The 20,280-nt window shown below is 44.0% G+C and carries 24 protein-coding genes; 10 read left to right on the forward strand and 14 right to left on the reverse strand.

From position 1 onward, the window contains the following. Positions 1-34: 34 nt before the first annotated feature. Together pyrC and AC3CH4_RS20320 are read right to left on the reverse strand one after the other, a co-directional pair. Positions 35-1,063 carry a dihydroorotase gene (pyrC, locus tag AC3CH4_RS20315; protein ID WP_488543693.1) on the reverse strand — a complete coding sequence of 343 codons (1,029 nt, stop codon included), beginning with the start codon at positions 1,061-1,063 and terminating at the stop codon, positions 35-37. Between the two features lie 202 nt (positions 1,064-1,265). Beyond that, the gene (locus tag AC3CH4_RS20320) at positions 1,266-1,424 is read right to left on the reverse strand and encodes a YqaE/Pmp3 family membrane protein (RefSeq protein WP_004731890.1); all 159 of its coding nucleotides are present in this window, start codon (positions 1,422-1,424) and stop codon (positions 1,266-1,268) included. Positions 1,425-1,640: 216 nt separating this feature from the next. On the opposite strand from AC3CH4_RS20320, the gene AC3CH4_RS20325 reads away from it, so the two are divergent. Continuing rightward, positions 1,641-3,497, forward strand: a complete 1,857-nt coding sequence (locus tag AC3CH4_RS20325; protein ID WP_488543694.1) for an MOSC N-terminal beta barrel domain-containing protein — start codon at positions 1,641-1,643, stop codon at positions 3,495-3,497. Positions 3,498-3,598: 101 nt separating this feature from the next. Here the strand turns inward: AC3CH4_RS20325 and nadE are convergent, their stop codons facing one another. Continuing rightward, positions 3,599-4,429 (reverse strand): NAD(+) synthase, encoded by an 831-nt coding sequence (nadE, locus tag AC3CH4_RS20330; protein ID WP_488543695.1) that lies wholly within the window; start codon positions 4,427-4,429, stop codon positions 3,599-3,601. Between the two features lie 109 nt (positions 4,430-4,538). Between nadE and AC3CH4_RS20335 the strand changes: the two genes are divergently transcribed. Both AC3CH4_RS20335 and AC3CH4_RS20340 read left to right on the forward strand, forming a co-directional pair. Continuing rightward, positions 4,539-5,060, forward strand: a complete 522-nt coding sequence (locus AC3CH4_RS20335) for a nicotinate-nicotinamide nucleotide adenylyltransferase (protein WP_171311582.1) — start codon at positions 4,539-4,541, stop codon at positions 5,058-5,060. 22 nt (positions 5,061-5,082) lie between these two features. After that, a complete protein-coding gene (locus AC3CH4_RS20340; RefSeq protein ID WP_488527774.1) occupies positions 5,083-5,571 on the forward strand; it encodes a hypothetical protein in 489 nt (162 codons plus the stop codon). Between the two features lie 217 nt (positions 5,572-5,788). Here AC3CH4_RS20340 and AC3CH4_RS20345 read toward each other — a convergent pair whose 3' ends face one another. Further along, positions 5,789-6,415 carry a hypothetical protein gene (locus AC3CH4_RS20345; protein ID WP_017074752.1) on the reverse strand — a complete coding sequence of 209 codons (627 nt, stop codon included), beginning with the start codon at positions 6,413-6,415 and terminating at the stop codon, positions 5,789-5,791. A gap of 175 nt (positions 6,416-6,590) precedes the next feature. Here AC3CH4_RS20345 and AC3CH4_RS20350 point away from each other — a divergent pair, with 175 nt between their 5' ends. Then, on the forward strand, positions 6,591-7,697 hold the full coding sequence (locus AC3CH4_RS20350) for a 1-acyl-sn-glycerol-3-phosphate acyltransferase (RefSeq protein WP_488543696.1): 1,107 nt from the start codon (positions 6,591-6,593) through the stop codon (positions 7,695-7,697). A gap of 173 nt (positions 7,698-7,870) precedes the next feature. On the opposite strand, the gene AC3CH4_RS20355 is transcribed toward AC3CH4_RS20350, so the two are convergent. Continuing rightward, positions 7,871-8,470: a hypothetical protein gene (locus AC3CH4_RS20355; RefSeq protein ID WP_065206991.1), complete on the reverse strand. Its 600-nt coding sequence runs from the start codon at positions 8,468-8,470 to the stop codon at positions 7,871-7,873. A 101-nt stretch (positions 8,471-8,571) separates the two neighbouring features. Here AC3CH4_RS20355 and AC3CH4_RS20360 point away from each other — a divergent pair, with 101 nt between their 5' ends. After that, positions 8,572-8,871, forward strand: coding sequence for a DUF1496 domain-containing protein (locus AC3CH4_RS20360; protein WP_065206992.1), 300 nt, complete (start codon positions 8,572-8,574; stop codon positions 8,869-8,871). Between the two features lie 39 nt (positions 8,872-8,910). On the opposite strand, the gene AC3CH4_RS20365 is transcribed toward AC3CH4_RS20360, so the two are convergent. Beyond that, positions 8,911-9,210, reverse strand: coding sequence for a YfcZ/YiiS family protein (locus AC3CH4_RS20365; RefSeq protein WP_065206993.1), 300 nt, complete (start codon positions 9,208-9,210; stop codon positions 8,911-8,913). A gap of 530 nt (positions 9,211-9,740) precedes the next feature. On the opposite strand from AC3CH4_RS20365, the gene AC3CH4_RS20370 reads away from it, so the two are divergent. Then, positions 9,741-10,202, forward strand: coding sequence for a TetR/AcrR family transcriptional regulator (locus AC3CH4_RS20370; RefSeq protein WP_004731875.1), 462 nt, complete (start codon positions 9,741-9,743; stop codon positions 10,200-10,202). A 23-nt stretch (positions 10,203-10,225) separates the two neighbouring features. Here the strand turns inward: AC3CH4_RS20370 and AC3CH4_RS20375 are convergent, their stop codons facing one another. From AC3CH4_RS20375 to AC3CH4_RS20405, 7 genes are all read right to left on the reverse strand, one after another. After that, the gene (locus tag AC3CH4_RS20375; protein ID WP_488543697.1) at positions 10,226-10,411 is read right to left on the reverse strand and encodes a hypothetical protein; all 186 of its coding nucleotides are present in this window, start codon (positions 10,409-10,411) and stop codon (positions 10,226-10,228) included. A gap of 229 nt (positions 10,412-10,640) precedes the next feature. Further along, positions 10,641-11,423: a heme ABC transporter ATP-binding protein gene (locus tag AC3CH4_RS20380; RefSeq protein ID WP_108187788.1), complete on the reverse strand. Its 783-nt coding sequence runs from the start codon at positions 11,421-11,423 to the stop codon at positions 10,641-10,643. Then, positions 11,423-12,460, reverse strand: coding sequence for a FecCD family ABC transporter permease (locus tag AC3CH4_RS20385; RefSeq protein WP_171311591.1), 1,038 nt, complete (start codon positions 12,458-12,460; stop codon positions 11,423-11,425). Before AC3CH4_RS20385 ends, AC3CH4_RS20380 begins: the two co-directional genes overlap by 1 nt. 126 nt (positions 12,461-12,586) lie before the next feature. Next, complete coding sequence (locus AC3CH4_RS20390; protein WP_488518968.1) at positions 12,587-13,477, reverse strand: heme/hemin ABC transporter substrate-binding protein; 891 nt, start codon at positions 13,475-13,477, stop codon at positions 12,587-12,589. 168 nt (positions 13,478-13,645) lie between these two features. Further along, the gene (locus AC3CH4_RS20395; RefSeq protein WP_017077389.1) at positions 13,646-14,059 is read right to left on the reverse strand and encodes an ExbD/TolR family protein; all 414 of its coding nucleotides are present in this window, start codon (positions 14,057-14,059) and stop codon (positions 13,646-13,648) included. Further along, positions 14,056-14,757, reverse strand: a complete 702-nt coding sequence (locus AC3CH4_RS20400; RefSeq protein WP_171311595.1) for a MotA/TolQ/ExbB proton channel family protein — start codon at positions 14,755-14,757, stop codon at positions 14,056-14,058. The genes AC3CH4_RS20395 and AC3CH4_RS20400 overlap by 4 nt, the downstream gene beginning before the upstream one ends. 2 nt (positions 14,758-14,759) lie before the next feature. Further along, positions 14,760-15,575 (reverse strand): TonB family protein, encoded by an 816-nt coding sequence (locus AC3CH4_RS20405; RefSeq protein ID WP_171311597.1) that lies wholly within the window; start codon positions 15,573-15,575, stop codon positions 14,760-14,762. A gap of 160 nt (positions 15,576-15,735) precedes the next feature. Here AC3CH4_RS20405 and hutW point away from each other — a divergent pair, with 160 nt between their 5' ends. The 4 genes from hutW to AC3CH4_RS20425 all read left to right on the forward strand — a co-directional run bounded on the left by hutW (position 15,736) and on the right by AC3CH4_RS20425 (position 19,052). Beyond that, the gene (gene hutW / locus AC3CH4_RS20410) at positions 15,736-17,145 is read left to right on the forward strand and encodes a heme anaerobic degradation radical SAM methyltransferase ChuW/HutW (protein ID WP_171311599.1); all 1,410 of its coding nucleotides are present in this window, start codon (positions 15,736-15,738) and stop codon (positions 17,143-17,145) included. Between the two features lie 58 nt (positions 17,146-17,203). Continuing rightward, positions 17,204-17,725 carry a heme utilization cystosolic carrier protein HutX gene (gene hutX, locus AC3CH4_RS20415; RefSeq protein WP_102424125.1) on the forward strand — a complete coding sequence of 174 codons (522 nt, stop codon included), beginning with the start codon at positions 17,204-17,206 and terminating at the stop codon, positions 17,723-17,725. A gap of 141 nt (positions 17,726-17,866) precedes the next feature. Beyond that, the gene (gene hutZ / locus AC3CH4_RS20420) at positions 17,867-18,397 is read left to right on the forward strand and encodes a heme utilization protein HutZ (RefSeq protein ID WP_004731858.1); all 531 of its coding nucleotides are present in this window, start codon (positions 17,867-17,869) and stop codon (positions 18,395-18,397) included. Between the two features lie 112 nt (positions 18,398-18,509). After that, on the forward strand, positions 18,510-19,052 hold the full coding sequence (locus tag AC3CH4_RS20425; RefSeq protein WP_488543698.1) for an ATP:cob(I)alamin adenosyltransferase: 543 nt from the start codon (positions 18,510-18,512) through the stop codon (positions 19,050-19,052). Positions 19,053-19,137: 85 nt separating this feature from the next. On the opposite strand, the gene AC3CH4_RS20430 is transcribed toward AC3CH4_RS20425, so the two are convergent. Beyond that, positions 19,138-20,052, reverse strand: a complete 915-nt coding sequence (locus AC3CH4_RS20430) for a chemotaxis protein (protein ID WP_146456463.1) — start codon at positions 20,050-20,052, stop codon at positions 19,138-19,140. Between the last annotated feature and the right edge of the window lie 228 nt (positions 20,053-20,280).

The following is a 20,280-nucleotide window of genomic DNA, read 5'->3' on the forward strand; positions in this document are numbered from 1 at the left end:
TTTTTAATAAGTGTTTTATTTGACTGCGTAGAATCTATTTAACAGACCAAGCAATCGTCTCGCCGCCACGGATTGGCACAACGATGTCTGAACCGAAAGGCATGGTTTCAGCAACGTTCCAGTCTTCTTTAACGAGAGTGATGGTGTCTAAGTTACGTGGCATGCCGTAGAAGTCTGGGCCGTTGTGGCTCGCGAACGCTTCTAGGTTTTCAAGCTTACCCTCTAGTTCAAACACTTCAGTGTAAAGCTCTACTGCTGCGTGCGCAGTGTATGAACCCGCACAACCACATGCTGACTCTTTTGCGCCTTTAGCGTGTGGCGCAGAGTCTGTACCCAAGAAGAACTTCTTGCTGCCGCTTGTTGCAGCTTCGATAAGCGCTAATTGGTGCGTGTTACGCTTCAGAATAGGAAGACAGTAGAAATGAGGCTTAATGCCGCCAACCAACATGTGGTTGCGGTTGTAAAGCAGGTGGTGAGCTGTGATGGTTGCCGCTACGTTGTCGTTAGCATTCTTAACGAAAGTCGCTGCGTCTGCAGTAGTGATGTGCTCTAGAACGATTTTCAGGTTAGGGAAATCGTTCACAATTGGTGCTAGCACTGTGTCTAGGAACTCTTTTTCACGGTCAAAGATATCAACATCGTGAGCCGTTACTTCACCGTGAACCAGTAACAACATATCCACTTCTTGCATGGCTTCTAACACGTGGTAAATCTTTTGCGCTGACGTTACACCTGAATCTGAGTTAGTCGTTGCGCCTGCAGGGTAAAGCTTTGCAGCGACTACGGCACCAGACTCTTTCGCTTTGCGAATTTCATCAGGAGTGGTGTTGTCTGTCAGGTAGAGTGCCATTAGAGGCTGGAATTGCTCGCTTGGCTGCTCTGCCATGATGCGTTCACGGTAAGCTAAAGCCATTTCCGTATCGGTTACCGGTGGGATGGTGTTTGGCATGATTAACGCTCGACCATTGTAGCGGCTGATATCGCGCACTGTATCTTTTAATACTTCGCCATCGCGTAGATGAACGTGCCAGTCGTCAGGACGAGTAATCGTAAGTTGTGTCATTGAAGGCTCCCACCATTTGAAGTGTTATGTAGTTGGAGCCTAAACTCGGCGAAATCTGTGAAAGCAATCGCTTACGTTTAGGCGACAGGATGATAGTGGAAAAGCACTTTCATTTCATCCTATTTTTAACTCTTCAGGGCTAGGAGCTTGTTTTTCTGCGTATTTTATTCGGTATTGATTCTCGGAGATGGTAGGAGACGTGTTAACGAGTCGCCACCCAGAGTCCGTGAATCATTCCTGGCACCCAGAAGAAGAAAGTCAGGATGATGTTAATCAATAGGTCTTTACCTGCACCACGAGCGAAGAACACGCCAACAGGCGGAAGTAGTACACATAAGATGATAATGACGAGTTTGTTCATGATAAATCCTTTTTATTCAATGAAAGTTCAATGCATTAATCGTGTTCAAAGTATAGAACGTATGGAGAGTGTTACTGCATTGCTGCCTTAATGTATCAAAACAGAAAGCTAAACATCTCAAGATAATAGCTTAGTATCAAGTGTTTAATGCCTGCCAGTTTATCTATTTATAACCATTTGTTAGCATTGGGACAAACAACAAACATTGGAATCGTTATGTCGCAGCTACCGTCAGATCAAAAGGCTTCACAGCAAGTGCCTTCTCTATCTCAAATCAATGTATTTCCGGTTAAGTCAGTGGGCGGGATCGCGCTCTCTTCTGCTTGGGTCGAAAAACAAGGTCTTACTTTCGACAGACGCTTTATGTTGGCGTTGGCTGATGGCTCAATGGTGACGGCGCGTAAGTACCCTAAAATGGTCAAGGTATCTTCTAGCTTGCAACCAGATGGTTTGATCTTCACTTATGAAGCTAAAGAACCGCTGCGCTTAAAGTATGCGAGCTTCAAGATGCAAGAAGCGCCAGCAACGGTGTGGAAAGACAGCTTCACGGCATATACGACATGTGATGAAGCCGATGATTGGTTCAGCGATGTGCTTGGTGTTCGTGTTGAGCTACTGTTCTCTGGTGAGCAATCGAATCGTGTTCGAGAAAAGCTTGGTCATAATGTAAGCTTTGCCGACGGTTACCCAATGTTAGTGATCAGCCAAGCCTCTCTTGATGAACTTAATCGCCGCAGCCCAGAAACACATTCAATGGATCAGTTCCGCACCAACTTTGTTGTTTCAAATACAGAAGCCTTTGCCGAAGATGGCTGGAAGCGTATCCGTATCGGCGAGGTTGAGTTCGAATCGGTGAAGCCTTGTGAGCGTTGTATCCTAACTACGGTTGATGTTGAGCGTGGCGAATTTAGATCAACAAAAGAGCCGCTTAATACCTTCTCTACATTCCGAGCCAATGAGCGCGGTGGTGTTTTCTTTGGTCAGAATCTTGTGGCCAAAAATGAAGGTTTAGTCAAAGCCGGTGATGTCGTTGAAGTACTCGAAACCAAAGAGAAAGAGCACTATGAAGACACTTGGGTTGAGTCGTTACATTTAACGTGTGTTGAGCGAGAAGAGATCGCTCGTGACTTTACGACGTTCTGGCTAGAGCCAGCGAAAGAGAATCACGCATTACCAAGCTATCAGCCAGGGCAACATCTACCGATTGAGATGGTGATTAATGGTGAAAAAGTGTCTCGTCGTTACACGTTATCTTCGAGCCCAACACGCGCAGGTCGTTTGGCGATTTCAGTGAAGCGAGTGGACGATGGTCAAATCTCAAACTGGCTCAATGATCATTTCCAAGTGGGCGACACTCTAGTTGCTCAAAACCCAGATGGTGCATTCTACTTAGAAGCAAACCCAAAACACCCGTTACTGCTTTTGTCTGCAGGAAGCGGTATTACGCCAATGTTGTCGATGCTGCGTTACCTAGCCGACCATGGTCAAATTGATGACGTGGTTTTCTATCATCAATGCAGCAGCGAAGAAGACATCCCTTATCAAGCTGAAATTGATAAGATCGCCAGTGAGCACACGGGTCTTCGTGTGATTTATTCATTAAGCCAACCAACCAAAAAGTGGGATGGTCTATCTGGCCGTTTGAGCGTGTCTCATGTCGCTAAAATTGAAGAGTTACACAAACGCCAAGCGTTTGTGTGTGGCCCTGACGGCTTTATGGACAATGCAAAGAAACTACTGATTCAAATGGGGCTTAATCCTCAGCATTACCACCAAGAAGCATTTGGCGTGGCTCAATCAACTGAAGAAACAGTGAAGCAACTGCAGTTGAGTGTTAATGGTTACTTGTTTGAAGGTAATAACCAATCAACGCTACTAGAACAGGCGGAATCGGCGGGTGTGTCTATTGCTTCTAGCTGCCGTGCTGGTTTTTGCGGAGCGTGTAAAGTGACCCTTGAGTCTGGGCAAGTTCACCAACCAGATGTACCTGCGTTGCAAGAGCATGAGCGTAACATGGGGCAGATACTGGCGTGTTGCAGTGTTCCGCAAACTGATATCGAAGTTGTGGATTAATAGCTCGCTAGATCATAAAGAAAAACGCATTAAATAGAAAAGGCCGGAAGATCATTGAAATGAACTTCCGGCCTTTTTAATTCTGAGATTAATTCAAAAAATTAATCGTAGATCGTTGGGATTGGTTGACGCTTGTGCTGTGTTGCTTTGTAGATACCAACTAAACGATCGGATACGTCTTGAGAGACTTCTTTGCCTTCAAGGAAATCATCGATTTGATCGTAAGAAAGGTTCAATGCTGCTTCATCGGCTTTCTGAGGGTCAAGCTCTTCTAGATCAGCGGTTGGTACTTTCTTAACAAGTTGCTCTGGAGCCCCTAGCGTTGCTGCAAGCTCACGAACTTGGCGTTTGTTCAAACCAAACAAAGGTGCTAAATCACATGCGCCGTCACCGTGCTTGGTGTAGAAGCCTGTAATGTTTTCCGCTGAGTGGTCAGTACCGATGACAAGGCCGCCAACGTAACCTGCGATCTCGTATTGCGCGATCATACGAGCACGTGCTTTTACATTCCCTTTCACAAAGTCGATTTTTGCAGAATCTGTTGGTAGTAATCCCGTGCCTTCTAGAGCTACGTGAGATGCTGCGTGGAGCCCATCAACACCGGCTTTAATGTTTACAGAAACGGATTGAGAAGGCTGAATGAAAGACAGAGCAAGCTGTGCTTCATCTTCATCTTTTTGCTCACCATAAGGCAGGCGAACGGCGATGAATTGGTAGTTGTCGCTACCAGCGCTTTCATTCAGGCTATTAATTGCCATTTGTGCTAAACGGCCACAGGTCGTTGAGTCTACACCGCCACTGATACCAAGGATCAGAGACTTGCAGCCTGACTGCTGAAGTTTAGTTTTGATAAAGTCCACACGGCGAGTCACTTCGAAGTGAGGGTCAATTGAAGGTAGTACGCGCATTTCGTCACGAATTAACTGTTCCATTCGTATTCCTTTCCTGCAAGCAAATTAAAAATCTAGTGTTATCATACCTAAATCATCCGATTTAAAAACCTCTTTGCACAAGCTTAGAAAGAGAAGGCAGTAATAAATAATGGAAAAAATAGCCATTTTCGGTAGTGCGTTTAATCCGCCGAGCTTAGGGCACAAAAGTGTGATTGATTCGTTGGCTCACTTTGACAAAATTTTACTTGTTCCAAGTATTGCCCATGCTTGGGGAAAAGAGATGCTAGACTTTGATACGAGATGTCAGTTAGTTAACGCATTTATTAGCGATCTTTCACTGGATCAAGTTGAGCTTTCTTTGATCGAAAAGAGCCTATTTACTCCAGGTGAAAGCGTGACGACTTATGCAGTGCTCAGTGAACTCCAAAAGTTACATCGTGACGCTGAACTGACGTTTGTTATTGGCCCAGATAACTTCTTTAAATTCTCATCTTTCTATAAATCAGATGAGATTACCAAGCAGTGGTCTGTGATGGCTTGCCCTGAAAAAGTGAAGATTCGTAGCACCGATATCCGTCTTGCTTTGCAAAATGGGAGCAATGTGGCGAAATTGAGCACAAAGTCAGTTACAAAGATATTGCAAGATAGTGGACTGTATACAATAATGTAGATTCACTAATTTAAGAGGTCTGATGACTATGCTAAAGCGCGCGATACCAGCGACGATGATCATTGCAGCATGCAGTATGCCTGCTCAAGCTGATTGTGATTTCTTTAGTTTAGATTCGATCATGCTGACTTCTGATGATGACAACAGCTGCTTAGACTTCTCTTCGAGTATTGAGTCTTTTGGCCAACGCATGATGGAAATCAGCGGGCTAAGTGATGAAGAGCCTGAAGCTCCAGACTATTGGTCTGATTGGGTTCTTCAAAGCAAAGACACGCCACTGTTAACTCAGAGCCTTGAATCCAACTATGTTGGTTTGGGTATGTGGTTCCCAGAAGATCTTGAAGATGAGCAGTATGATATGTCGACTGAAGAGTGGTTGATGAATCATGGCCTTCAGCTGAGCATAGGTTTTGGCGAGAAAGTCGACGGGCAACCTCGCATGCGCTTTGATTACCGCTGGCATGATTCACGAGACGCAGACCTTATGATGCAGGTTGAATTGCCGTTCTAGATTGGTAGATTATTAATCTATGTTGAGATGTTGAGATGTTGAGATGTTGAGATGTTGAGAGTTAAAAGTTGAAATGCTAAGAATTAAAAAAGCCGCAAAAACTGAGTTTTTGCGGCTTTTTAGTGTTTGGCGTCTTTGGTTTGGTTTAAAAACTCGGCTTAGAGAGTGACTTGAAGTTGGGCTCTAGCGAGTGAATAACGATGCTCGATCCTTTTGGCTAGAGATCTTCACCAAACACGAGCATACACAGCTGTTCGAACTCTTCTTCTTTTCCAGAGAACAAATCATCAATCACAAGCGTACGTTTCTGACCTGACTGCATGCGTTTCTTCGCTTCGCGCATTACCATCACCAAGGTGTGCTCTTGTGGCAGATTCGAATCATCGATGTTCCACTGATTGAATCGCTGAGACAGGGCGCTCTCGCAAAGCAACGGTTTGAACGCCAACACTTCTTGTTTAAGCACAGAAAGCATATCTTTGAATGCTTGTTCGGTATTATTTGCTTTTAAAGCACGAGCTTTGGTGAGTTCTAACTTTTCTAGTAGCGCTGAAGATAGGTTTGTTTGAGTGATGTAACCCGCCTGTCTTGGGAAAGAATCCGTCAAACGTACAGAAAAGTCGACACGATTCACTTGGGTATTGGGAAAGTAGGTCAGTGATGTTAAGCAATCATAGGGAATCCAGATACTTTGCCCTGGCTCGACGGCATATTCTTGTTTACCCAGCTTTATCAAAACCAAGCCACTTTGAACCGATACAAGGCTATGTTTAAGTACTTTCTTTCTTGGTGTAATTACCAAGTGTGAAAAGTAAGCCGATGTATATTCAATAGCGAAGTTCATAGATAGTACCTTAATTTTGGGGCGTCAAGATTACCGTTAATCTTAAAGAATGCCAACAATAACAGGGGATTTTCAATGTTTCTGGTCTGACCTTGTCAAAAGTATGGGCTCTGTAGCTGCGAGAAGTCAAAACAACGCGTAGAATGAGCCAGCTTTTTATTATATGAATTAAAAAATGACCTCTCCAAGCGATCCATATGTTGATATTCGTCCTTACGGCGATGATGAAATTCCTGCGGCACTAAACCGTCTTATTAATGATGAAGAATTTATCAGTGCGATTCTGCACTACCGTTTTTCAAACCATGCGTCTTGGTTCAAAACGTTAATGAGTCCAATTCTACGCGTTTACTTAAAAATGAAGTGGAGCAAGTTGACCAGCGTTGAATCCATTCAGATTGAAGTTAAGAAATACTTGCGAGATACATTAGCGAAAACCACGAATGGTGTGACATACACAGGTGTAGAGTCACTGGACGCTAGTCAAGCTTACCTGTTTATTTCAAATCACCGTGATATTGCTATGGATCCAGCATTAGTTAATTACGCATTGCATCACAACAATCATCAAACTTGCCGAATTGCAATTGGTGACAACTTGTTGAAGAAACCATGTGCGACTGAACTGATGCGCCTTAATAAGAGCTTTATTGTAAAGCGTTCTTTGAAAGGGCCGCGTGAGATGATGAAAGCACTAGGGCAGTTGTCTTCGTACATCAAGCATTCTTTGGAAACGGGCAATTCTATCTGGATCGCTCAAAAAGAAGGCCGTGCAAAAGACGGCAATGATTTTACTGAGCCAGCAATCTTGAAGATGTTCCACGTTGAAGGTCGTAAGCAAAAAATCGCCTTCCCTGAATACGTGAAGTCGTTGAAGATCGTTCCTGTGTCTATTTCTTATGAAAACGATCCATGTGACATCGCGAAAGCGATCGAGCTTTTTGAAAAAGACGTAAACGGCAGTTACGAAAAGGGTGAATTTGAAGATATCGAAAGTATCATTCAAGGTATCATCGGCAATAAAGGACGTGTTCATGTTGGTTTCGGTCAGGTTATCGACCAAGATTTTGATACGCCTGAAGCGCTTGCTCAAGAGATCGACCGCCAGATCCACGACAACTACAAACTGTTTCCAGTAAACTTGCTGGCAGCGGAAAAAGAAGACGAGTCGATTACAGCAGCGGTTAAGCAGGAGTTTGAAGATAAACTATCTGGCTTGCCACAAGGTGCTCGTCAGTACTTGATCGACAGCTATGCGAATCCAGTGAAGAACATTGGTTAACGAGCGTTAGTTAGCTTGTGAGTTGAGTAGTAACTTGATTGAATTGAAAAAGGAGCCTTGGGCTCCTTTTTTGTTTCTGAATTACTACTTGCTGCTGCATTAGAGTTTTAGAGCAATAGAGCATTAGAGCATTAGAGCATTAGAGCATTAGAGCATTAGAGCTTTAGGCTAAATTAGCGAGCGACAGCGCCACCGAGCTCTAGGCTGGTCGGCCACGTGGTAATCGTGTTACCACCGAGGTAGATATTACCTTTGACTGTCATGGTGTCAGGAAATGTTGTAATCCCAGAACCGCCTATATATAAATCGCCATCAATCACTATCCCGTTTGGTAGCTCTGTCAAAGGCGTACGAATCACGCTCAGGTCGCCTTTCACTCTAAAGCCATTGGGTAGCCTCTGGAGGGGAGTATCCGTGAGGTTAATAAATCCGCCCACTCTCACACCTCGTGGCCAACTGGTAATCTGACTACCAATCAAGTCGGCATAGCCTTTTATCTTTACTCCCGAGGGAACCCGCGTGAGTTGGCTGTTACCGCCTTTAAGACTCCCGTTTACTTCCAACCCTTTGGGTAGGCGGGTAATCGCAGTGTTCTCAATATTGAGGTTGCCATCAACGATTAACCCTGTTGGCAGTGATGTGTATGGCTTATTTCGTAAATATAAGTTTCCGTAATTATCCAGATGGTTCAATATTTGATACTGATCGAGTGGTTCAGCAGTCACATTTGTTATGGTTAAGGAACCAATAATAAGTGCAATTATTCGGAGCATAACAAGCTTCTTATTACGATAGACGTTAACACTATAAAGAAAAAATTATTCTCGCATAGTGTTTTACTCATTTGTTGGTAGGTAGAAAGGAATAAGAGACAATGAAAGGTAAATTTTCGGTTCGAATAAAGCATCAAATTCTAAAATGCGTTGTGATTCTGACCTCTGCGTTTTGTTCAATATCAGTAAGTGCTAATAAAATAATATCAACGCCTGCAAAAACGGCAGTGGTTGTCACTCAGAGTACTTCACAGCAACGAGTTTGTTATTACAATGATAAGGCATATAGTGTTGGTGCTATCGTTGAGGTCTCCGGTGTTGTGATTAAATGTGCGGCTGAAAATGACTTTGAGACCAATGGTGCTCTAGGTTGGGTTGAAATAATAAAAAAAGACGAGTAATAAACTCGTCTTTTAATTTTATGAGTGTAAGTGCTTATATTAACGCGCTAGAGAGCGAGTCTTAAGTTCGAAAATAATTTTCTCAGCGCTTACTTCAAATTTAAAGCGTGCGTGCAATTCTGTGCTGTCTTCAGTCATCTCTGATGCTTCAAATTCAACATTGCTAGACACTTGCTTTGCTAACTCAACGTACTTAGCTAATTCAGTTTCAATAAGGGCTTTAGAGTTGCCGTAAACCGTTACCTCAGCAACCTCGTCGCCTTCTTTAATGATGAAGCCAATTTCACCTGCGCAACCGCAAGCCTCACATACATCGTTGTTACCAATATCTTGGCTCATAAATAATCCTCTTACAAAGTCTGAGGTTATTCTAACGAGCAATTAGAACTGTATCTACAAAAATTAAAACCTTTGAACTAATTTATACTGGTATGCTATGTTGTTTGTTAAGGTGTTTAATGAATATCTACATTCGCGCCGATAAATATGTATGTGATTTACCTCACGTTTTGTTGAAAAGGAATGTTATTAATTTGTCAGAATATCATTCACTTAGTTGCGTCAGGAATGATTTTATAAGACTATCTATCGCTTGATAGGTATTTATACAATGAATTTTTCGTTGGGTATTTCATATTCTAAGTCGTTATTTAAAATTATCGACTTAGGATTGTAAGGTGATTTTCGAAGAATAATTAGACAAAGTGTCCAAAGAGACATCACTGTAAAATTGTTCGTACATAGTATTTGTGTGCATTTAGTTCTAAATACTTGCGAAAAAACATCTTGCTCACATAATGCTGATAACGATTTTCATTCTGACTTCATTTGATTGAGTTAGATGGATTTACAAAGAGAAGAGCCTGAATATGCCAAAGCGTAGTAAAGAAGATACAGAAATCACGATCCAGAAGATCATGGATGCCGTTGTGGACCAGCTATTGAGATTGGGTTACGACAAGATGTCATACACGACATTGAGTCAACAAACAGGCGTTTCTCGTACAGGTATTAGTCATCACTTTCCTAAGAAAACGGATTTTACTGCTGCTTTAGACGGTCGTATTTTCAAGATGTTTATGGAACACATTGACTTTGAAAATGGCCTTGACGCATTTTCAGCTAGCTGGGTTGCAGCACTTGAAGACGCTGAGTTCCTAGCAATTTTACGTTTACTTTTCCATCATATCGTTACTGCTGAGAGCGCTCATGAGTTCGCTGCAAACGGTATTGACCGTCTATACAAGCTGACTGAAACTCAGTTTGGTGATACTAGCGGTAAAGAACTAGAGTGGTTGATTGGTAAGTCATTGATTCGCATGAGTCAGTAATCAACACACGATAAAAGAAGCTCCTACGGGGGCTTTTTTTGTGTCTGCAATTTCTCTTTTTCTTTTTCTTTTTCTTTTTCTTTTTCTTTCTCTTTCTCTTTCTCTTTCTCTTTCTCTCTCGAACTCATATCGCTTCTGCTATCTTGCTTTGTGCCAAATGAAGTTATTTCTTTTCTTTTTATATGCTTACGCTCGAGTCTTACATTCAACCTCAATTGCGAAAAGTTTAGCAACACTAACTGATTATGTTTATTTCTAGAGCCTCAAACGCTCTGGGTGAGCCGTTTGAGAGCTTATTGCTATGGTTACTAACAAAATTGAGTTTAAGGCGAGAGAGAGGCTGTGAGCCAATAAAAAAGCCTCGACTAAATCGAGGCTTTGAATGGTGTCGGCGTTAGAAGGAACGAATACTTTAAGTGCGCCAGTTTTTGGTTGCGTTTATTGTGCGGGATGAACCTGAGGGAAGCTCATGGTTGGGTGTTTTTCGACGATACTTTTGTATCCGTATACGTCTTCAATCATTGACGGCTTTAGCGCTTCCCAAGGACTTCCATCGCAAACTAAGTGTCCATCCTTCAATACCACTAATCGGTCGGAATATTGAGCGGCTAAATTTAGGTCATGCAACACCACGATAACCGCGGCATTGTGGTTGTCGGCGAGATCTCTCGCGATCTTTAAGGTGTTGTGCTGGTGGGCAAGATCCAGTGCTGATGTGGGTTCATCAAGCATCAAGATACATTGGTCACCAGAATAGTGAAGCTGGGTTAGCACTCGAGCCAAGTGAACACGCTGTTTTTCACCGCCGGATAGCGAAGGGTAGAGCCTTTCACTCAGGTGAGTCACATCGGCAACATCCATTTTTTGACTGGCGATGTTGGTGAGCTTCTTGTTGGACTCTTGCAGAGGGATTCCACCAAGCTCGACAACTTCATGTGCCAAAAATGGGAAGGTCAACGTACTGTGCTGAGGTAGCATAGCCAGATGCTTCGCCAATTTTTGAGAAGGCCACTTGTCTTTGGTGTGTCCAAAATATTGGATATCGCCGTTGCTTGATATCTCTTGGCACAAGGCTTTAAGTAACGTGCTTTTCCCTGCGCCATTTGGCCCAAGCAGTGTGGTTACCTTTCCTGCCTCAATCTCAATAGAAACGCCATCTAATATCACTTTGCTGCCGAACTTCACTTCGATATCGGTCGCTTTTAACGCTGAAGGAAACATTAAAGGATTCTCCCTTTCTGTTGAAATAGAAGGTACAAGAAGAATGGAGCGCCGATAATCGCGGTAACAATGCCCACAGGTAATTCTGCTGGTGCCAGTACCACACGAGAGAACATGTCTGCGGCTGTTAGCAGTAGTGCGCCTAGTACTGCTGACAATGGCAAAAGAACTCGGTGATCTGGGCCTGCCAACATACGACCTAAATGAGGGATAACGAGCCCGATGAATCCGATCATGCCAGACAGGCTCACTGTGATACCAACGCCTGCGGCTGTCAGTAGAATGAGCTTTCGTTTGAGTTTTTGTACTGGAATGCCAAGGTGTTGCGCTTCTGACTCACCTAAGAGCAGGGCATTCAGTGACATCGCTTGACGGTAAAAAACAATAAAGAGTGCTACGAGCGTAACTGCAGCAAGCAAAATGCCTGACCACTTCGCTCCTGCTAGTGAACCCATCGACCATAATGAAAGATCACGCAGCATTTGGTCATCAGCGATGAAGTTCAAGAACCCAATACCAGCGCCAGAGAGCGCACTGATCGCCACACCCGCCAACAACATGATGGTGACAGAAGTGCCGAACTTACCCGTGCCTAGTTTATAGACCAAGAGTGTGGTTAAAGCGCCACCAAGAAAAGCGAACACAGGAACCGCAGCAAAGTTCATGAAAGCAGGGTATTGAAGCGATAGCTGAGAGAAAAGTACGATGGCCAGTGCTGCGCCTAGCGCCGCACCAGCAGACACACCAATGATCCCTGGCTCAGCAAGCGGGTTTCTAAATAGCCCCTGCATGACGGCACCACATAATGCGAGAATCGCGCCGATTAGCATACATAAGATGGTTCTTGGTAAACGGATTTCTTGAATCACCAAATTGATGTGTGGGGCTAAATCATTGTTTGGTTGGAGTAAGCTCGCTGCACTGTCAGCTAAGCTAATGTTCATTGGCCCAACGGTAATTGAGAACAGTGCGACGAAGACTAGGGTAGCCCCTAGGCCTAACATCGATGTTTTCAGTGGGACGGATCGTAGCAACATAAAGGGCCTCAATGTCCATCGCTAGCTTCAATATCCATCACCAACATTGCGGAAAAGCGGGTAGGTAATGGAAACTGAGCTAGCAACAGTAAGAATAGGGTGGTCGAGTTATAGCGGGTAGATAAGTTATAACGGATAGATAAGAGCGTTTAATCGCTTGGCTTCTGAAAGGCTTTCGAGGCCAAGTCCGCCGACTAATGCACTGCCTTTTACGGTAATGATTTGCTTGTTCATGCCAGCAGGAGTCGCTGCTAACATAGGCAGCGATTTAAGAATGGCGTCAGCGCCGCCCATTTTTTTGTAGCTGCGGCCACTCACCAAGATGACATCAGGCTGCATTTCAACGAGTGATTCCATCGATAGTGGTTTGTAAGACGTCAGGTTTTTAGCCGCAGGGTTTACACCGCCAGCCAATTCAATGATCGCGTTTGGTGACGTTTCACCGCCAGCAACGTTCGCCGGGCGACCTTCATGCAATAATAAGAACAGAACTTTCTTCGCTTCGTTGTTGGGTACTTGGTTTGCTTTTAGTGCCGCAATCTTCTTATTTACTTCAGCTTTGACTTGCTGTGAGTGAGCTTCGGTGTGGGTAATTTTTGCGATCTGGTCGATACGCTTTAATAACCCCTCAACGTTTGCTTCGGTGTTAACGATCTCGACATCGACACCGGCAGATTTCAATTGAGAAATCGCGTTGTCTGGCCCCATTTCATCCGAGCCAATCAGTGTCGTTGGCTCTAAGGCAATCAAGCCTTCTGCTGAAAGGTTTCGGTGGTAGCCAATCTTCGGCAGGTTCCCTGCTTGAGGGAAATGGCTGGTCACATCAATCGCCACTAACTGCTCTTCAGCACCTAGAGCTAAAACCAATTCAGTCACAGCACTGCCCGCACTGATGATTCGAGGTTGCTCAGCGTCGTTAGCATTGGCGATAGGTGTTGTTAGTACCAAACTCATTGCAGCGATTGCGAGTAAGTTTTTGTTATTATTTAATTTGTTGAGCATTTTTAAGTCTTTCATAATAATTTCTTTATACTTTCTTCTGATGGAGAGTAATCGCGAAGATACTCAGTGAGCAGTCCGTTCGCATGTTGAGTTCGAATCGATAGAAGTTTGGTTTGAGTACTCAACCAGTACATAGCCAAACCTTATAAAAGGTGTTAGGTCTCATGAAAATTGAGAGTTGTTCTAGCCATCTTCAGTGAGCAATTGAGTCGCTGGTATTCCGTTCTCTTGAAGGAAAGACAGCAACTTCACTAGGTTCTCAACGTTGGCGGCTTTATCTGCACCAATGATGATCGGCTTCTTGTCTGATGTGCCTGTTTCTTCTAGCAATGCAATCTTGAAGTTTTCCCAGTCGATGTACTCTTGGCCGTTAATCGCCCAGTAGGGTTCGTGGTCTAAGATATTGACGCTAATCGAATCTTTATGAACTTCAGAAACGTTCTTAATATCAGAGCTCGGCAGTTCGACTTCTAATGACTCCAACTTCACCGATGCTGTCAGCAGCAGGAAAACCATCACGATAAAAATGATGTCGAGCAGCGGTGTTAAGTCCGGAGCTAAACTTTGTGTTTGAGATGAGTGGGGCGTTTTAATCATGCTTGTCTCGCATCACCGACAGCGACTTTGTTTAATGATGAATCTTTAGTTTCGTCAGACTGATTAGTTTGAATCGACATGCCTTCTAACCACACATTTACATAATTCAAAGTATGTTCTAGCTGCGCCAAAACCCGATCGGCCCAAAGCCCAAGCAGTTGAGACCCTGAGATCGCAGGCAGTGCAATCATCAAACCTGCAGCTGTGGTTCTCATTGCTAAGCCAAGGCCGTCAGCTAGATCATTTGGTGTAATACTTCCGGTGGTAGCAGCTACACCTTTAAACATCTCAATAAGACCAAGCACCGTACCAAGCAAGCCAATTAGTGGACTGATCACGCCAATCAAACCAAGCAGCCTTAAACCTGCGTGCAGCTGGTGGCGTTTTTCTTGTAGCCAGATGCCTGCTGCATCTTCACGTAGTCCTTTCGAAAAAGAGTGGTGAGCAAGCAACATCGAGACGCCCTTGTACAGCAGCGGTCTTTTCCCTGAAATAGACTGAGCGAGATCCTCAATCTCTTTGCTGTTGGTTGGCGAGATCTGATTGAGCTCGCGACGAATGGCGCGTTTGCCAACACCAATGCTTAACATCACTTGGAAGACACGTTCAGCGATGATCATTGCTGTTAATGCTGAGCAGATGAGAAGAGGCCAAGTCATTAAGCCAAGTTGATATTGTAAGTAACTGATTTGTTGCATGATTAATCCAACCTAAAACGAACAGGTATTTGTACACGGTGAGCAATCGCTCGACCATTGACAGTGTGAGGTGAGAATTTCCATTGTTTAATGGCGTCTAAAGCGGCGTTGTCGAGCATTAGTGCGCCTGATGAATTTACTAATGCTTGTTTAATTTGTTTGCCCTCAGCGTCTAACCAGACCTCATAAGTAGCGACACCTTCAACGCCACGACGTCTAGCTTGGCGTGGGTAATTTGGTGGTGTGGGGCGTGAAGAAAAAGAGGGCTTAGTGACTAATACGGGCTCTTGGTTTGATACGCCTTGGCTTACTTCCTGAGGTTGATTGGCTGATTCGTCCATATTCTTATCGACTTTCTTGTCGGCCAACTTTTCTGGTTGAGGCGTTGGTTTGGACTTTGGTTCTGGGCGTTCTTTCTTAACGACCTTTTTCTGAGTCACTGGTTTCTTTTGAATCGGCTTCTTCTCGACTCTCTTTTCAACAACCTTTTTCTCTACTTTCTTGGGTTGAGGTTTATTGGTGATCGCTTTTTTCTTTGGTGTCGGTTTGGCTTGCTTTGGTTCGACTGCCTTGGGTTCGACAGGTTTAGGTTCAGCTTGTGAGACCGTTTCTTTGATTGGTTCTGGTTCAACCGGCTCTGTGATGGTTTTTTGTTGAGCTGGAGAAGGCGTGCTCTTGGGAGTGAAGTTGATCGATACCGTGTTCGATTGGCTACCTGCAGGCATCGCGAATACTTTGGATTCTTGAGCAACAAATAATAGCGCCGCATGAATCACTAACGATGCACCGCCTGCAATAACATATCTAGGAACGTTCACACTCAATCCTTTACCAAATCCAAAATCTGTATCGGATTATTGCTTAGAATCTAAATAAGATCAATTATCAATTGCATTATCATTTGCGTCTATTTATGATTATTTCAGTTTTAGCGAATAGTCTTCCAGACTTTGCTATGTAAGTGTTTAGAGAGATTATATGAGTCTTAATATCTATAAGTATGACGAATCAATCTTGGGTGTTTCTAGCCCTGATCCGCTTCGTTTTGCGTTTGCTAAAAAGCATTCTGCCCATGCCGGAGGAAGTTCAATTCCGGTCGATCCGAGTAAGAAGTTAGAACTCTTTGACGAACTGATGCTGAGTGAAGGGAAAAAACAGGATAAGCGTTGCTTGTATATCCACATTCCTTTTTGTCGCGTGCGCTGTACGTTCTGCAATTTCTTCCAAAATGCCGCAAGCCGTAAATTAGTGGATGAGTATTTCGATGCGCTGATGGTTGAGTTGAAGCAAAAAGCCAAAACCCCTTGGGCTCAGTCTGGATTATTTCACGCCGTCTACATTGGTGGTGGAACACCTACCGATTTATCTCCTCAACAAGTAGAGCAGTTAGGCAAGGCTATTCGCCAATATTTCCCGCTAGCAAACGATGTGGAAATGACCTTGGAAGGGCGCATCAATCGCTTTGGCGACGAGATGTTTGATCGTGCGCTTGAAGGTGGCTTCAATCGTTTCTCATTCGGTATTCAAAGTTTCAATACTCAGGTTCGACGCAGTGCTAAGCGCCTAGATGACCGAGAGGTTGTGCTAGAACGTATCAGTGCTTTGAGTCGAACCGAGCAAGCGCCAATAGTTCTTGATCTGTTATACGGATTACCATACCAGTCAATGGAAGTGTTCCAACAAGATTTAGAAGACTACATGTCTACTGGTGCACACGGTATTGACCTCTATCAACTGATTGTTGGGGGTAATGCACCTATGCTTAATCTCGTTGAGAAAGGAAAAATTCCACCACCAGCGAACACGCCAGATAAAGCGAGTATGTACTTGACGGGTGTCGAGTTCATGGCAAAAAATAAGGTCAAGCAACTCAGCGTGAATCACTGGACGCGTGATAACCGCGAACGCAGCATTTACAACAGCTTAGCGAAAACTTATGCCGAAGTTCTACCCATTGGTTGTGGCGCTGGTGGCAACATCGGTGGCCATGGTGTGATGCAGCATCGAACTTTAGACAGCTACATGGAGTCTATAAAGCAAGGTCAATTACCTATCGCCATGATGACCAAGCAAAGCTCATTAGAGCCAAGCTTCTCTTCATTGAAGGCAGGTTTTGATTCTGGTGTTGTTAGAAGAAGCACGTTACCGACCTTTATGGGACAAGACACGTTCGATTATCTGAAGCCTCTGTTCTCACATTGGGAAAAGAATGGTCTGGTTGAGCTTTCAGAAGATTATCTGAGCCTGACTATTGCTGGCAGCTTCTGGGCAGTGAGCCTTGCACAGAGCGTAATTCAAGTGCTTAACGCTGAATATCAAGCGATGCACCCAGCACCGAAACCGTTTGGTTCGGGGGCTCACCCGCACGCAAGTTTGAAACACGCTTGATATCGAATTTTTAGTTTATAACTTACGTTAATTGCTCGTTTATACGGAAACCTATTCAATGACAGATACAACATTAGAAATGACAGAAACTCTAGAGCAACGTGTCGCTCGAATTTTGGAAGAAGAGCCAAAACTACTGCCGACAGCGATTGCTGAGAAGTTAGGCGTTTCAGAAGTTGAAGTAGTGGCTGCTTTTCCAAACGACATGGCGGTAATGCTAGATGGCAGCCGTGCTCAAGAGATTCTAGAAGGTTTAGTTGGTTGGGGTCCAGTGACCACAATTATGCATTCATTTGGCTCAATCTTCGAAGTAAAAGCACCATTCCCGAAAGGTAAAGTAGCACGTGGTTACTACAACCTAATGGGCAAAGAGGGCGAGCTTCATGGTCACCTAAAACTCGATAACGTTAAACATATCGGTTTGGTGAGCAAGGCGTTCATGGGCCGTGAAAGTCATTACTTCGGTTTCTTCAGTGAAACGGGCGAGAACATTTTTAAGATCTACCTAGGCCGCAATGAAAAGCGTGAGCTTATTGCCGACCAAGTAGAACGCTTCAAAGCACTAAAAGAACAAGCTTAAGAATAATTAACGGCAAGCTTAAATAAGGTTGCCTACTCGCTTAAACAGTACATCAATGCTCGAGGATCGTTTAGTTCGCTAATGATCGCTCAACCTCGGGCAAAAATAATAAATCAGAGAAAGTGAAGAAAGGAATTACCCATGGAACAGCAAGTAAAACAAGAACGTCTACAAGGTCGCCTAGGTCCAGAAATCAAAGAGTTTCGCCAAGAGCGCCGTACCCTTCAACTTGCAACGGTTGATGAAGAAGGTCGCCCGAACGTAAGTTACGCACCTTTCGTTCAGAACCAAGAAGGTTACTTTGTTCTCATTTCTGATATTGCTCGTCACGCTCGTAACTTGAAGGCTAATCCTCAAGTGTCTTTGATGATGATTGAAGATGAAGAGAGCTCGAAGCAGCTTTACGCACGCAAGCGTCTAACGTTTGATGCTCAAGCTAGTGTTGTTGAGCGTGAAACGGAACTTTGGACTCAAGTGATCGGCCAGATGCAAGAACGCTTTGGTGAAATCATTGATGGTCTTAGCCAACTTCAAGACTTCTCTCTGTTCAACCTTAAAGCAGAGAACGGTCTGTTTGTGAAAGGCTTTGGTCAGGCATACCAAGTGTCTGGCGACGATTTGGTGGATTTCGTTCACCTGCAAGAAGGCCATAAAAAAGTGTCTAACGAATAAGCTCGTTTAACCGATTTCTTTAGGAGCCCTCCAATGTGAGGGCTTTTTTATGTCTAAATCAAAGAGTTTGGTATATTGGCGTCTGATTATATTTATGTGTAAGGATCGGTACGTGAAACCAGTAAGTCGAGATTGGGACGAGTTCTGCTACCCGTTTATTTATGAAGACAGTCCTATCTGTGATTTTGAGATTTTATCGGATGAACTTTGTTGCCGAGTTGGATTAGTATTGTCTTTAGACCTAGAGCCTCGGGTTCGTGAGATCCTGCAACGCTTGCAGCCAAACATCTACCATTTGAATGGCTCTGTGCGCGGTAAGCTTGCCATCACCGAATCTGAATTGGTCGAGCTCAAGCAAGATTATCACTGTATCCGTGAGCAGCTAGAAGGCGGTTTCAAAGGGTTTGTTTTGCCCGGTGGGCACCGAGTGTCCAGCGAGCTTCACTTGTGTCGCTGTCAGGCTAAAAAAGTCGTGCGAGCATTGGTGAGTATTGAGCATCATGAAAGCAAAAAATCGCCGGACCCGATTCTTTTTAAATACGCTAACTTAGTCGCGAACACACTCTATGCATTGGCGTCTTTTACCAATCATGTCAATGAGGTAGAGGAAGTGGAATTTGTGAGTAAGAGCTATTCTATGCCAAAGAAATCTTAAGGAAGAGTTCTACATTGATTCATCTCTAATCCTAAAAAAGCTAAACCATTAAGCATGATGCTAGGTTTAGCTTCCAAAATAGCGTCTAAGCAGCCGTAGATGCTTCGTTTAAGACTTTTGCGCCGCGTAGCATGGCTTCGATTAATTCGCCCGCATTGAACTTCTCAAGTGCTTCATGTGCACCTACCTGATTGGCTCGGTCGACACAGATTTCACTGGACAGTGAGGTATGCAAAATACAGTAGGCATGACTCAGTGCGCTGTCATTTTGTACTTCAAACGCAAGCTCATAGCCATCGAGTCCAGGCATCTCAATATCACTCACGAGTAGATCAATTGCTGTACCTTTTGCGGCCTCGCCTCGCATCAGGTCAATAGCATCTAAGCCGTTATTACAAATGCTGTAAGGGATGTTGATACTGTCCAAGGCATCAGATAGCTGTTTCCTCGCGATTAAAGAGTCATCAACCAATAAGATATTCAGCGCTTTGAGACGCTCCCTTTCTACATCGGTCAGCATTGGAATATGCGCGTTTTCATAAGCCGGGTAGATTTTAGAAAGTAATAACTCCACGTCGAGCATTTGAACGATACGATCTTCAAAACGCGTAATACCAGTCACAAATACATTGCGACCCACACTGGCGGGTGGCGATTCAATGCTTTTCCAATCACATTCAATGATTTTATCAATCGAACGAACCAAAAATGCCACTACTGTTCTTAAACAATCGGTGACGATGAGCACACAATCTTGGTATTCAGAGGGTGTTATCGGTCGAAAGCCAATCGCTGCAGACATATCAATGACTGGAACGGTAAGATCGCGGATGGTCACCGTACCAATCACGTGATGATGGGAGTATGGGATTTGAGTCATCGGCTGAAAAGGCACTATTTCTCTTACCTTAAGCGTGCCAATCGCAAAACTTTGAGTAAGGGATAATTTGAACATCAACATTCCCTGTGACTGACTCGCTTTACTGATCGGTTTGGCCATAGTGGCTCCTACTTAATACGCGCTTAATTTATAAGGATTAATTTAAAGGGAAACAGAGATGTCGGCAAGTCACTATACGGTTTTTAGGGGTTTTAAGGCAGTTGTTTTCGGTTATAGAGTGAAGATTGGCAGTTCTTGGGTTAAAATCACGCTAAACGCGCGCTGTCGATGGTTTTATGTCGACAAGTCGTTAGCGATAAACAGAATTACAATAGTCAGTTCATTAAC

Source organism: Vibrio sp. QJM3NY_26, from assembly GCF_057786005.1.

What these genes read in the sequence shown, in the direction of transcription:
- AC3CH4_RS20350 (WP_488543696.1), top strand. Translation starts at nt 6,591, where the DNA reads ATGACCTCTCCAAGCGATCCATATGTTGATATTCGTCCTTACGGCGAT.
- pyrC (WP_488543693.1), bottom strand. Translation starts at nt 1,063, where the DNA reads ATGACACAACTTACGATTACTCGTCCTGACGACTGGCACGTTCATCTA.
- AC3CH4_RS20390 (WP_488518968.1), bottom strand. Translation starts at nt 13,477, where the DNA reads ATGAAAGACTTAAAAATGCTCAACAAATTAAATAATAACAAAAACTTA.
- AC3CH4_RS20400 (WP_171311595.1), bottom strand. Translation starts at nt 14,757, where the DNA reads ATGCAACAAATCAGTTACTTACAATATCAACTTGGCTTAATGACTTGG.
- nadE (WP_488543695.1), bottom strand. Translation starts at nt 4,429, where the DNA reads ATGGAACAGTTAATTCGTGACGAAATGCGCGTACTACCTTCAATTGAC.
- AC3CH4_RS20360 (WP_065206992.1), top strand. Translation starts at nt 8,572, where the DNA reads ATGAAAGGTAAATTTTCGGTTCGAATAAAGCATCAAATTCTAAAATGC.
- AC3CH4_RS20395 (WP_017077389.1), bottom strand. Translation starts at nt 14,059, where the DNA reads ATGATTAAAACGCCCCACTCATCTCAAACACAAAGTTTAGCTCCGGAC.
- AC3CH4_RS20335 (WP_171311582.1), top strand. Translation starts at nt 4,539, where the DNA reads ATGGAAAAAATAGCCATTTTCGGTAGTGCGTTTAATCCGCCGAGCTTA.
- AC3CH4_RS20430 (WP_146456463.1), bottom strand. Translation starts at nt 20,052, where the DNA reads ATGGCCAAACCGATCAGTAAAGCGAGTCAGTCACAGGGAATGTTGATG.
- AC3CH4_RS20345 (WP_017074752.1), bottom strand. Translation starts at nt 6,415, where the DNA reads ATGAACTTCGCTATTGAATATACATCGGCTTACTTTTCACACTTGGTA.
- AC3CH4_RS20340 (WP_488527774.1), top strand. Translation starts at nt 5,083, where the DNA reads ATGACTATGCTAAAGCGCGCGATACCAGCGACGATGATCATTGCAGCA.
- AC3CH4_RS20380 (WP_108187788.1), bottom strand. Translation starts at nt 11,423, where the DNA reads ATGTTTCCTTCAGCGTTAAAAGCGACCGATATCGAAGTGAAGTTCGGC.
- AC3CH4_RS20365 (WP_065206993.1), bottom strand. Translation starts at nt 9,210, where the DNA reads ATGAGCCAAGATATTGGTAACAACGATGTATGTGAGGCTTGCGGTTGC.
- AC3CH4_RS20385 (WP_171311591.1), bottom strand. Translation starts at nt 12,460, where the DNA reads ATGTTGCTACGATCCGTCCCACTGAAAACATCGATGTTAGGCCTAGGG.
- hutW (WP_171311599.1), top strand. Translation starts at nt 15,736, where the DNA reads ATGAGTCTTAATATCTATAAGTATGACGAATCAATCTTGGGTGTTTCT.
- AC3CH4_RS20355 (WP_065206991.1), bottom strand. Translation starts at nt 8,470, where the DNA reads ATGCTCCGAATAATTGCACTTATTATTGGTTCCTTAACCATAACAAAT.
- AC3CH4_RS20320 (WP_004731890.1), bottom strand. Translation starts at nt 1,424, where the DNA reads ATGAACAAACTCGTCATTATCATCTTATGTGTACTACTTCCGCCTGTT.
- AC3CH4_RS20325 (WP_488543694.1), top strand. Translation starts at nt 1,641, where the DNA reads ATGTCGCAGCTACCGTCAGATCAAAAGGCTTCACAGCAAGTGCCTTCT.
- hutX (WP_102424125.1), top strand. Translation starts at nt 17,204, where the DNA reads ATGACAGATACAACATTAGAAATGACAGAAACTCTAGAGCAACGTGTC.
- AC3CH4_RS20370 (WP_004731875.1), top strand. Translation starts at nt 9,741, where the DNA reads ATGCCAAAGCGTAGTAAAGAAGATACAGAAATCACGATCCAGAAGATC.
- hutZ (WP_004731858.1), top strand. Translation starts at nt 17,867, where the DNA reads ATGGAACAGCAAGTAAAACAAGAACGTCTACAAGGTCGCCTAGGTCCA.